This window comes from Fructobacillus pseudoficulneus (assembly GCF_900108455.1).
GTDB classification, from domain to species: Bacteria; Bacillota; Bacilli; order Lactobacillales; family Lactobacillaceae; genus Fructobacillus; species Fructobacillus pseudoficulneus.
Genome location: NZ_FNWS01000002.1, coordinates 1 through 12238, shown reverse-complemented (window position 1 = coordinate 12238; position 12238 = coordinate 1). Strand labels below are relative to the sequence as shown.

The window sequence follows — 12238 nt, the reverse complement described above, 5'->3', positions numbered from 1 at the left end:
TACTGAATGTTTTTTCCTTTGACTAGGGTTTTGGCATAAATAACAGGCCTCACTTTGAAATTTTTGATTTTCAAAGTGGGGCTTTTTTCTGTCTGACTTTTCTCAAATAATACGGGTAAAGAAGGTTGGTGGATGAGTTAGCAACCCTGATTAGAAAGGAAAGATAATGGCAAAAGCAAAGACAATTAAAGAAGCAACTCGAGAAAATTGGATTGAAAGCACTTTTCCCGAGTGGGGAACGTGGCTCAATGAAGCAATCGCAGCCGCCCAGGTACCGGCCAAGAATTTTAAAATGTGGTGGCTTGGTAACACAGGAATTTGGCTAAAGACACATGAAGGGACCAATATTCTAATTGATTTGTGGAATGGTACGGGAAAGCAAAGCCATGGGGATGGTTTGATGAAGAAAGGGCACCAGATGATGCGAATGTCTGGCGTAAAGGCACTGCAACCCAATCTTCGTCAACAACCCTTTGTGATTGACCCGTATCAAATGAAAGACGTGGATGCCTTACTGGTTTCGCACATTCACTCAGACCACCTGGATATTCATACAGCCGCGGCAGTGATGGAAAATTCCGGTCCGGATACCAAGTTCATTGGTCCAAAGGACGTCGTGAAGACGTGGATTAAATGGGGCGTACCGAAAAAACGGACCATTGTTGTTCAGCCAGGTGATGAGGTGGTTGTTAAGTCTGTCAAAATTAAGGCCTTGGAGGCTTTTGATCGCACGGCCCTTTTAACGGTTGCTGAAGACGTTCAGCTAAAGGGGAAAATGCCACCAGATATGAATGATTTAGCGGTGAATTTTTTGGTTCAAACTTCTGGCGGCAACCTTTATCACGGTGCGGACTCTCACATGTCTAATTTGTTTACGAAGCACGGTAATGAAAATCAAATCGATGTCGAAGTCATTAATTATGGCGAAAATCCTCGTGGACTGACGGATAAAATGACTTCAATTGACGTCTTACGGTCGGCTGAAGATTTGAAGGCGAAGGTAGTAATTCCTGTTCATTATGATATTTGGACTAATTTTGCTGCTGATCCACAGGAAATTATGACGTTGTGGCGGATGAAACAAGAAATTTTACAGTACAGTTTTCATCCTTTTATTTGGCGGGTTGGTGATGAATATACTTACCCACAAGATAGTCATAAGTTCCGTTATCACCATGATCGTGGCTTTGACGATGCTTTTTTGAATAATAATGATCTACCATTCCCATCATTTTTGTAAGGAGTCCAGTCATGAAAAAACCAAAATTACAGCTGGCATTAGATCAAAATAGCCTGCCAGAAGCAGTTGCTGTTGCCCATCTAGCTGGCCCCATCGTTGATATTGTCGAGGTCGGTACCATTCTTGAATTACAAGCAGGTCAATTAGCCATACAAACGATGCGGAAAATGCTACCAGATAAAATGATTGTCTCGGATACGAAATGTGCCGATGCCGGTACAACGGTGGCTGAAAATTCTAGTAAAGCTGGTGCTGATCTGATGACGGTCATTGATTCAGCTACTCAAGCCACGATGCAAGCCGCCAAAAAGGTGATGCTTGGCATTCAAGTGGAACTTTATTCAGCTTGGGATTTTAAACGAGCGGCTAAATGGCTTGAATTAGGCATTGATCAGGTTATCTATCACCAAAGTCGCGATGCTTTATTAGCGGGTAAGAGTTGGGGCGAACAAGACCTAACCACCGTTCGGCAATTGATTGAAATGGGCTTTAAGGTTTCAGTAACCGGTGGACTGACTTTAAAGACGATACCACTATTTGCCGGTTTAGCCGTCGAAACATTTATTGCTGGACGGGCAATTACGGGGAATTCTGATGTGAGAGCGGCAGCCCAAGCTTTTCAAGATAAAATTATTGAGCACTGGGGGACAAATGTTTGAAAAAGGTTCGTTTAGGAATTAATGAAAAAGCCTTACCAGCTGAATTTTCTTGGGAAGAAAAGTTCCAATTGGTTAAGTCGTTGGGCTTTTCATTTATTGAATTATCCATTGATGAAAGTGATGAACGAATTCAGCGGTTAGAGTGGACAAAAGAAGAGAGCCAACAATTACGAGAAATTAGTCAACGGTTTGATATTCAAATTAAAACAATTATGCTTTCGGCATTAAGAAAGTACCCACTGGGATCAGCAGACCCAGGCATCTATCGATTAGCTTATGGCATGGCGCGACAGGCTATTATTTTAGCTAAAAATCTGGGTTGCGGGACTGTCCAACTAGCGGGTTATGATGAATATTACTTACCTAAATCTTCAGGTGGACCAAATCGTTTTTATCAAAATCTCGAACGGATTACTCAATTTGCAGCGCGCGAACAAGTCATGGTAACTGTTGAAACGATGGACGATAAGTTCATTAACACGGTTCAAAAGGTTGCCGAACTGAAAATGGTAATCAAATCACCATGGTTGGCAGCTTATGCAGACCTGGGTAACTTAACGGCATGGCAGGGGAACAATCCTAAGCTGGTTGCGGTTGATTTAAAGGCTAATCAAGAGATTATCGCAGCAATCCATGTAAAAGATACGAAGCCTGTCACAAACGATTTTCCAGGGGTCTTTAAGGATGTCAGCCTTGGTGAAGGAACTGTGAACTTTGATTATTTGTTCAATGTTTTGTATCGGTCTGGTTATCAGGGAACGTTTACGATTGAGCTTTGGACAGAAAGGGCCGTTGATTGCCTAAAAAAATTACAGTTAGCCAAAGATTTTGTCACGGAGAAGCTAGAAGCAGCTGGTTATGAAATCACAGTAAGTTGAGAAGAATTATGTTATTAGAAAAATTAAGATTAGAAGTCTATCAGGCCAATATGGCTTTGCCAGAGTTAGGACTAGTTTCGTTCACCTGGGGTAATGTTTCCGGCTATGATGCACAATCCCAATTATTTGTGATTAAACCATCTGGTCTATCTTATGAGCAGTTAACGCCAGCAAACTTGGTTGTACTTGATTTATCTGGCAATGTTGTTGAGGGGGAATTAAAACCATCGACGGATGCTCCAACCCATGCCTACCTCTATCAGCATTTTTCGGGAATTGGGGGCATTACTCACACCCACTCATCCTGGGCAGTGGCATATGCAGCGGCTGGCTTAGATGTGCCAGTTGTGTCGACAACTCATGCAGATACATTTTTTGGGGATGTTCCTTGCGTACCAACATTAACGGCAAAAGAACTGACTGAAAATTATGAGCAGAATACGGGAAAGGCGATTGTGCGCACCTTTGCCGAACGTGGAATCAATCATTTGACGACTTCTGCTGCACTGATGGCACAACATGGTCCTTTTACCTGGGGTAAGGATGCTGGTGAATCCGTTTACCACGCTAAAGTATTAGAAGTAACAGCCGAAATTACTCATCGTGCAATGCAATTAACCCATGCTGATATTCATTTACCGCAACATTTGTTAGATAAACATTATCAGCGAAAACACGGAAAAACTGCATATTATGGGCAAGCTTAAACGGGAGTATAGCGATGAAAATATATTTAATCATTGATATTGGTACCTCAAGCATTCGGTCTTTGTCATACACCCAAAATGGAGAACTCTTGGCTAAATTTAGTGAAGCGTACCGGCCTGATTATGCGCAAGACGGTTCGGTTACTCAAAGCCCGGCAACTTTTACGAATCTGTGCCAACAGGTAATTCGACAGGCGGTTGATTTTGCTCAACAAACTGGAAGTGAGATTATTGCAGTTTCGATGACTTCGCAACGGTCGTCTTTGATTCCAACAAAGAACGGACAGGCAATTACTGATGCGATTATGTGGCAAGATACGCGAGTGAATCGAATTTTAGATCGGTACCGTGATTATGATCAGGTCTTCTTACAACATTCAGGATCAAAGTTGAATGCAGTTTATTTGGGCGCAAAGATGGCTTGGCTGAAGCATCATCAACCAGAAAAGTATGTGGCGACAGATTACTTTTTAAACATCCCATCCTATTTGTCTTATCAGATGACGGGGCGCTATGTAACGGATACGACTTATGGTTCGCGGACGAATCTGATGAATATTCATGAACTGACTTGGGATAAAGATTTGTTTCAAATTTTGGGCTTAGACGTCGAAAAAATGCCTGAGTTAATTCAACCGGGGTCGGTTTGTGGTGTCATTACCACCGAGTATAGTGAATTGACGGGCTTGCCGGCGGGCATTCCGGTGATTTCAGCAGGGGGCGACCAGCAGTGCGCAGCCCTGGGAGCGGGGATTGTCAAAAACGATGAAATTTCAATTAATACCGGAACAGGTGGGTACTTAATTAAAAATAGCGATGCCTTACCAAAGCAATTGGATGAACGAATTATCTATAATAAGTCAGCACATCCCGACAAGTATATTTTAGAAATTGATTTGTTGGCTTGTTCTGCTATTTTAAATTGGTTTTTGGATAATTTTTATAGTGGGTCTAACAATCAATATCAAGAACTGGATGATGATTTAAGAACCTGCTACGGTCAGGTAATTAATCTCTCAGTTTTACCTTTTCACAAGGGACGTTCAATTGGGCAGTATGACACCAATATCCGATCTGCCTTTTCAAATATAGGCTTATCAACACAGCGTAAAGATATGCTGTATGCCTTAATGGCTAGTTTATTTGTCGAAATCAATAAAGGTCTTGGGATTTTTAAAAGCTTGGGGCCAATCGGAATGGTGACCATTTCGGGTGGTTTAACGAATTCAACGGTAATGAATCAAATGCAAGCAGACGCTTATAATTTAACAGTTAATAAGACTAACTCCGTTGAATCGACTGGTTTTGGTGCCTTAATATCAGTTTTAGTTCAGCAACAAATTTATCCAAGCTTTGAGGCGGCGGTTCAGGCTTTATCGCAATCTGAAGAAAAAATTTATCAACCTAATCCAGAGAATGTTGATCGATTTTTAGATTTTGATCGTCGTAACCAGACCCTATATGAAACGTTAAAGGGGACGGCCGCAGGCTATTACAAAGATGCTTGTGAATTGGCCTAGTTAGGAGGAAAACATGAAAGTGTTTATGGATGTTGTGACCGTTTTGGGTCATAGTGTGATCATTCCAATCGTTATTTTTATGGTAGCACTGGCACTCAGAGTGAGGTTAAAGACGGCCGTTATGTCAGGATTGCTAGCGGGTGTGGCTTTGACTGGTTTTGGTTGGTTGATCTCAGCTTTTACTCCGGAAGTGACTCAAGTTATTCACCAATTAATTGCCAGTACCGGTCTAAACTTACCGGTGGCGGATACTGGTTGGCAAACAGCGCCATTAATAGCCTTTAAATCGCCTGTTGGCATTAGCTTTTTCCTGATTGGCTTGATTGTCGAAGTGATTCTTTTCTTTATCGGCTATACCAAGGTCTTTTTCGCGACGAATCTTTGGCAAAATTGGGGCTTTATGGTGTGGGGCTCGGTAGCATATATTGTGACTAATAATTTCTACTTGTCGTTTTCTTTGTCGCTATTTTTGATGATGGTGGCCTTGTTATTGGCAGAAATCCATGCTGACCGCTATGCAAGCTACTACCGGGTGCCAAATGGGACCACTGCTTCCATGCATAATATTGAAAACGTCGTGCCGGCTCTATTGCTTGATCCGCTGTGGAATCGATTAAAACTCAACCGAGTGGCGCTAACACCAAAGCAATTAAAGGAACGCTTGGGACTCTTAGGGGAGTCAACGATTATCGGTGTTCTACTCGGATTGATTTTAGGTTTTCTAGCGAACTTTTCACATTTAAACCAGCTAAGTGGCTGGGGTAAAATGCTATCTTTTGCGGTTCAGTTAGGGACAGTGATGACCATCTTCCCAATGATTGCGAAGCTCTTTGGCCAAGCCTTTCGGCCATTAACGACGGAAATTGCTGAACGATATCAAGCAAAATTAGCTGAAAAAGGTCACAGTAATTCAGTTAAAACTTGGTTTATTGCCGTTGATGATGGCCTTGGGTATGGAGAAAGTGCGACATTAATTTCTGGGATGATACTGATGCCAATTATGTTGGTGGTCGCAATGGTTTTACCTGGTAATAAGATGTTACCAATTGTCGATTTAATTGCCTTGCCGTTTATGCTGGAATCGATTGTGGCGATTCATAACGGGAATATGACGAAGGTGATTGCTACTGGTTTTGTCTGGTTTAGCGCTGGTTTGTATGCTGGATCGTATATGGCACCGATGTACACACTAGCATTAAGTCACTATGGCATTGTAGCAGCGGGAAGTTTAACATTGGTTGTTTCATATAATGTCATGGCTCGGCCATTAACTGCTTTGATTTTTGCGGGCTGGATTTCAGGTAATTATTTTGTGTTAGCGTCGATTGTAGCAATTTACCTGTTTGCCTGGGTATTTTTACGGTTATACCGTGACCAAATATGGGCTTATTTAAAGAAAATGTCTGACAAAAATCTAATGATTGAAAGATAAAGGCTATCTATCTTTACAAAAGCAATTCAAATGGTCTATTAGTGATTGACAGAGAGATGAGGTTCTCCTATAATAGACGCCAAAACGTTGAAGGCTCTTCACAATGAAGAAAAAGATCGATTAATTAGTAAACGGTCTGCTTGTCTATTTAAAAAGGAGCATATGCAAACATGGAAAACTTTACTTTTCACAACACAACGGATATTCGTTTTGGAAAAGACCGATTCGATCAAGAATTGAAGGATGCGGTTTCTCAATTTGGTAATAGGGTGTTGTTGACGTATGGTGGTGGATCCATTAAGAAATCAGGATTGTATGACCGTGTGATGAAAGCATTACCCGGTTTGCAGGTGACGGAACTCGCCGGCATTGAACCTAATCCAAAAATTGCTTCGGTCCGTGAAGGACAAAAACTAGTTAAAGAAAACGATATTGACGTTATCTTAGCTGTTGGTGGTGGCTCAGTGATTGATGCGTCAAAGGTGATTGCATCTGCTAAATTCTATGAGGGAGACCCTTGGGACTTGGTGCTGGATTCAAAAAAGCGCTTTGCTATTGATCAATTACCAATTGTGGATATTTTGACTTTGTCAGCGACTGGAACCGAAATGAACACTGGTTCTGTTATTTCTAACCCAGAAACGACCCAAAAATTAGGTACTGGTGGACCAAATACACCGGCTGTATCTTTCCTAGATCCAAGCTTGACCTATACGGTTTCAAAGTGGCAAACCGCCGCAGGATCAATTGATATCTTTAGCCATTTGACGGAACAATATTTTGACCAAAAAGGTTACGAAAATGATGTTCGTAATGGTTTGATTGAAGGAATTATGCGGGCAGTGATTAAGTGGGCGCCAGTCGCATTAAAGGACCCTGAAAATTACGATGCTCGGGCTAACTTAATGTGGGCTTCAACGATGGCTTTGAATGGCTTGCCACGAACGGGTAATGTCAATTCATGGACGGTTCATCCAATCGAGCACGAATTGTCTGCTTATTATGATATTACCCATGGTGTTGGCTTGGGAATTTTGACGCCACATTGGATGGACTTTGTCTATTCAGAAGCAACTCGTCCATGGTTTGTATCATTTGGTCGAAATGTCTGGAATATAACTGGTGACGATGACGACTTGATTGCTAAAGAAGCCATCGCCAAGACACGTGAATGGTTAGCCAGTTTAGAAGTTCCTACGACCTTACCTGGTGTTGACATCGAAACGGACGAAAACTTTGCCGCAATGGCTGCCAGCGCAGTCAAAGTTAACAAGCTTGATCAAAAAGCCTTTGTGACGATGACGGAAAAGGATGTAGTTTCCTTATTAGAAGCATCAATGAAATAAAAAATTCAAAATAAAAGGGCTGAACACCAGTAGGGTGTTCAGCCTTTTTTATGATTAATTATGGATGATAGTGATAGACCTTAGATTCGTAAGGGCGAAGCTTGGTTCCTTGATCGTCATGATAGTTACTAATCAATAAATCAGCATTAGCCGGGAAATCATAGTTACGTTGAACTGGTTCGGCAGTGAAGTTATTAATGATTAATAGCTCTTCTTCGTCACCGATTCGCTTATAGGCATAAACCTGGTCATCATTTGGGTCCAACAATTCATAATGACCCGTTGTGATGATTGGCATTTCATGACGGAAGCGAATAAGTTTCTGATAGTGATGAAAGACGGAATTTGGATCTGCTAGTGATTCTTCCACGTTGATTTCAGGGAAGTTATCATTGAGCTTTAGCCATGGTTGTCCGGTGGTAAAACCAGCATTTGGTCCAGCCGTCCAGTGCATTGGAGTCCGGGCGTTATCGCGTCCCTTGTAGTGAACATAGTCAAGCATGGTTGCATCATCTGCTAGCTTTTCACGGTTCACAACAAAATCCCGGCCGTTGATGATTTCAACGTCATCAAAGTCATCCCAACCAAGGTTATAAGCATTGGTCATCCCCAATTCTTCTCCCTGGTAAATGTAAGGCGTTCCCTGCATAAAGTGCAGGAGGGTTGCCAACATTTTCGCTGAAACAACTCGGTATTCAGATGAGTCATTACCAAAGCGACTCACGATACGTGGTTGGTCGTGGTTGTCCCAGTATAGTGAGTTCCAACTATTACCCTCGAGTTCGGTTTGCCACTTGCTCAAATTTTCCTTGAGCTTTAGCAGTGATACGGGTTGGTTATTCCACTTTCCAAGGGCAGGATTATCATTGTCATCCAAGCCCATGTGCTCAAACTGAAAGACCATGTTTAATTCGCTACCATCAACACCGGCATATTTTCGAGCGTTTTCGATATCAACACCTGATGTCTCACCAACCGTCATTAAGTCGCCGTTATCCAAGACTTTTTGACGCATTTCTTTCAAATAATCATGAACACGAGGGCCGTTAGCGGTCAAAGAAACCGGGATGGCATAGGTGTTTCCTTCGGGCAAAGGAGCATCTGGCAGCCCGTCGGGCTTTGAAATCATTGAGATGACATCCATTCGGAAACCATCGATACCTTTGTCGACCCAGCGGTTCATCATTTGGTAAACTTGTTCACGTAATTCTTCGTTTTCCCAATTGAGGTCGGGTTGACCATCGACGAAAAGGTGCAGGTAGTACTGACCGCTTGCTTCGTCATACTTCCATGCTGAACCAGAAAAGAACGAAGACCAGTTGTTGGGTTCGTGTCCATCAATGGGGTCGCGCCAAATGTAAAAGTCGCGCTTAGGATTATCCTTGCCTGATCGGCTTTCAATAAACCATTGGTGTTGGTCAGATGAGTGATTGACCACAAGGTCCATCACAATTTTGATGCCGCGAGCATGGGCAGCAGCCAAAAGGGAATCAAAATCGGCCATTGTTCCAAAGTCGGGATTAATAGCATCATAATCTGAAATATCATAACCGTTATCTTTGTCGGGCGATTGATAAATGGGGTTCAGCCAAATTACATCGGCACCCAGTTCCTGAATATAGTCCAGGCGATTTTCAATTCCTTTTAAATCACCAATTCCGTCGCCGTTGCTATCCTGGAAAGACCTTGGATAGACTTGGTAAACAACTGCTTTTTGCCACCATTTGATGTCCGTAGTTGTCATGAAAAAACCTCCAGTTACATGTCTTCAACCAAAAAAAATTTTACTTACCCGCCATTATAAAGAAAAGATTGGAATGGGTAAAGGGACTGAGCAATTTAAAATGAGGATTGTTTTTTATTTTAGCAGCTGCAAAGTAACGCTGTCGTATTGGTCCTCATTTGTAGGAGGCTACTTGGTTAACTTTATGGTCACAGAGCGTTATAATCAGAGATAAATATTACAAAGTTGTCTTGAAAGGGGCAAAGTCAGTGAAAAGAAAATGGTTCTTGGTTACTTTAATCGCGTTGATTGCAATCGGTGCTGCCTTTTACTATGTTGGCGCAAAGATGGCACCAACACTATCAAAGCAGGAGGGGCAAAGGCCTGAAGAGGCAACCGTCTTTATGCACGGCTATGGATCGAGCCGCAATGCTGAAAAATCAATGGCACAGTATTTGGTTGAACACGGCTATTCAAACCGTCGAATTAATGTGACAGTGGCTAAGGATGGTAGTGTTACGATGGATAAAACGATTGCGCCTGGCGATAAAAATCCAATCATTTTGGTTCAGTTTAATAATAACCGCAACCAAGACTTCGACCAAACAGCCGGCTGGGTGGCGACAATCATGACTAAACTTGACCAGCAGGGCATTCGCTCGGTTAATTTAATTGGCCACTCAATGGGCAATATGGCCGTGTCTTACTACTTGATGAAAGAAGCCGATAAAAATCCTAATTTGCCAAAGGTAGTCCGACAAATTTCAATTGCGGGTACCTATAATGGTTTGATTTTGGCCAATCCAGCCTCAAATTCACCACTTAATGCCCAAGGTGAGCCGGCGCAAAAGATGGAAATCTTTAACCGCTTACAGGGACTAACGACTTATTATCAGACCCATAACACTAAGGTACTGAACATCTTTGGTAATTCAACGGGTGGTTCGCAATCGGACACAACCGTTTATAATAACTCTTCAAAGGCCTTGAAGTACTTTGTTCGCCAACCAAGTACGTATCAGGAAAAGTTGATTACTGGTAAGGGTGGCCAGCACTCGCAGCTGCATGAAAATAAGACGGTTGATCAGGACATTGTGCAGTTCTTGCAAAGTTGATATAAACTAACGCATTGACCTAAATTTTCAGTGAAAATCAGGTCGCATTTTTTGATACATTTTCCAAAAGTGAAAGGAAGGTGCTTCGCTTGTTAGAGATATCGTCAATATTCCGAATTGGGAATTCAAGTCAATAAAGGTGAACAAGAAATTCAAATTTTAAGAGCACTAACTCAGATGAAAACCATTTAGCTTAAAGACAGATCAATGCTGGCTAGAAAGACGCTTATTGTAATCAAGCGTTGTCATAATTGATTTGATATTGTAAAATTATTGGTGATATTTATGAAATGATAGAAATATACGCATTAGGGGGGAATGTATGAAATCTGTTGTGTTATTTCAGCGAGATAGAGAAAACAAATTTACACGAAAAGTTGGAAGTACGTGGTTAATGTTCTCTTTAACTACTTGTTTTATTTCGGGTATGATTATTGAAGGGGGCCAAGATGTAAATGCCGCCACGGGTCAAAGTGTATCAGTTGATAATTCTTCTTTAGGTCAGACTTTAGAATCGGGAGTTAATGGAACAGCAAGTTGGAGTTTTGATTCTGAAACTGGGACGCTAACTTTTGGTGCGGGACAATTAAGTGAACCAATTTACAGGATGTCTGGTATTACTTCAGATAGTATTACTAAAATTGTTTTTTCTAACGGGATATCATTTCCATATGATTCTAATAATTTAATGGCTAATTTGCACAACCTAACTAGTATTAGCGGACTGAATCAAGTTGACATTTCAAATACTCGGGTTATGTGGGCCATGTTTTTAGGTGACTCGAAGTTAACAGATTTGAGCGGCGTTGAAAATTGGGATATGTCAAATATTGTTGATATTGGCGGTTTCTTTCAAGGAACTGGTATTCAAAATATTGATTTGTCAAAATGGAATACTAGCAATATGACATCTATGTGGGGAGCTTTTGCTCATACAAATGTGAGAACGCTTACCAGCATTCAAAATTGGGATGTTTCTAAAGTTCAAGTGATGGATCATATGTTTGATGGTACTGCTGATTTGCTTAACATTGATCTTTCTAATTGGAAAATACAATCTGTGCACGTCATGAACGATCTTTTTGCCAACTCAGGAGTAAAACAAATTGATGGTTTAAATAATTGGAATGTGTCTACTGTTACCAATGCGAATGAACTTTTTTTAAATACTTATAATTTATCTAGTTTAGATATTCATTCCTGGAATCTGGATAATGCAACGACTAATGGTTTATTTACTAACATTGGAAATGGTGATACATTCATTCTTAATGTTGGGGCTAACCGTTTTTCAAATAGTTTTAATGATATGGGACCGTATGTTTTGCAAGCCGTTGACACTTCTATTGGTGGAACTATTGCTGATCCAAAGGGGCAATATTTTTCCGGTACCTCATTGCAAAAAAGGTATGATGACGGTTTCAACAGTGAGGAAGTTTATGTTTTTTCGAATATTGTTGTATTTAAAGCTACAGCAACCTCTTCATTAAAAACCGAAGCACAAAAAATTAAACAGAGTATTATCAATGACAATACGTTGTCAGACAGTGATAAAAATAATCAAGAAAAAGCTGTTGATGATGCATTGTCTCAAGCAACAGCTAGTGTAAACGCATCA

At 41.2% G+C, this 12238-nt stretch carries 10 protein-coding genes; 9 read left to right on the top strand and 1 reads right to left on the bottom strand.

From position 1 onward, the window contains the following. The first annotated feature begins 166 nt into the window (after positions 1-166). The 7 genes from ulaG (at position 167) to BLW39_RS02100 (ending at position 7782) form a co-directional block, all read left to right on the top strand. Entirely contained in the window at positions 167-1240 is a 1074-nt protein-coding gene (gene ulaG / locus BLW39_RS02130; RefSeq protein WP_059376683.1) for an L-ascorbate 6-phosphate lactonase, read from the top strand. 11 nt (positions 1241-1251) lie between these two features. After that, positions 1252-1899: a 3-dehydro-L-gulonate-6-phosphate decarboxylase gene (locus tag BLW39_RS02125; protein ID WP_059376682.1), complete on the top strand. Its 648-nt coding sequence runs from the start codon at positions 1252-1254 to the stop codon at positions 1897-1899. Continuing rightward, on the top strand, positions 1896-2777 hold the full coding sequence (locus tag BLW39_RS02120) for an L-ribulose-5-phosphate 3-epimerase (protein WP_059376679.1): 882 nt from the start codon (positions 1896-1898) through the stop codon (positions 2775-2777). Before BLW39_RS02125 ends, BLW39_RS02120 begins: the two co-directional genes overlap by 4 nt. Before the next feature lie 8 nt (positions 2778-2785). After that, a complete protein-coding gene (araD, locus tag BLW39_RS02115; protein WP_059376677.1) occupies positions 2786-3484 on the top strand; it encodes an L-ribulose-5-phosphate 4-epimerase AraD in 699 nt (232 codons plus the stop codon). Positions 3485-3498: 14 nt separating this feature from the next. Beyond that, positions 3499-5004, top strand: a complete 1506-nt coding sequence (locus BLW39_RS02110) for an FGGY-family carbohydrate kinase (RefSeq protein ID WP_059376675.1) — start codon at positions 3499-3501, stop codon at positions 5002-5004. 13 nt (positions 5005-5017) lie between these two features. Further along, positions 5018-6436, top strand: coding sequence for a PTS transporter subunit IIC (locus BLW39_RS02105; RefSeq protein WP_059376672.1), 1419 nt, complete (start codon positions 5018-5020; stop codon positions 6434-6436). Between the two features lie 170 nt (positions 6437-6606). Then, on the top strand, positions 6607-7782 hold the full coding sequence (locus BLW39_RS02100; protein WP_059376667.1) for an iron-containing alcohol dehydrogenase: 1176 nt from the start codon (positions 6607-6609) through the stop codon (positions 7780-7782). A gap of 58 nt (positions 7783-7840) precedes the next feature. On the opposite strand, the gene BLW39_RS02095 is transcribed toward BLW39_RS02100, so the two are convergent. After that, positions 7841-9526: a glycoside hydrolase family 13 protein gene (locus tag BLW39_RS02095; protein WP_059376664.1), complete on the bottom strand. Its 1686-nt coding sequence runs from the start codon at positions 9524-9526 to the stop codon at positions 7841-7843. A gap of 248 nt (positions 9527-9774) precedes the next feature. Here BLW39_RS02095 and BLW39_RS02090 point away from each other — a divergent pair, with 248 nt between their 5' ends. Together BLW39_RS02090 and BLW39_RS02085 are read left to right on the top strand one after the other, a co-directional pair. Continuing rightward, positions 9775-10620 (top strand): alpha/beta hydrolase, encoded by an 846-nt coding sequence (locus tag BLW39_RS02090; RefSeq protein WP_242975629.1) that lies wholly within the window; start codon positions 9775-9777, stop codon positions 10618-10620. A 322-nt stretch (positions 10621-10942) separates the two neighbouring features. Continuing rightward, the coding region (locus BLW39_RS02085; protein WP_143404246.1) for a BspA family leucine-rich repeat surface protein at positions 10943-12238 on the top strand (1296 nt) is incomplete at its 3' end.

Coding starts and splice junctions, on each gene's coding strand:
- ulaG (WP_059376683.1), top strand. CDS start 167: ATGGCAAAAGCAAAGACAATTAAAGAAGCAACTCGAGAAAATTGGATT.
- BLW39_RS02125 (WP_059376682.1), top strand. CDS start 1,252: ATGAAAAAACCAAAATTACAGCTGGCATTAGATCAAAATAGCCTGCCA.
- araD (WP_059376677.1), top strand. CDS start 2,786: ATGTTATTAGAAAAATTAAGATTAGAAGTCTATCAGGCCAATATGGCT.
- BLW39_RS02110 (WP_059376675.1), top strand. CDS start 3,499: ATGAAAATATATTTAATCATTGATATTGGTACCTCAAGCATTCGGTCT.
- BLW39_RS02105 (WP_059376672.1), top strand. CDS start 5,018: ATGAAAGTGTTTATGGATGTTGTGACCGTTTTGGGTCATAGTGTGATC.
- BLW39_RS02100 (WP_059376667.1), top strand. CDS start 6,607: ATGGAAAACTTTACTTTTCACAACACAACGGATATTCGTTTTGGAAAA.
- BLW39_RS02095 (WP_059376664.1), bottom strand. CDS start 9,526: ATGACAACTACGGACATCAAATGGTGGCAAAAAGCAGTTGTTTACCAA.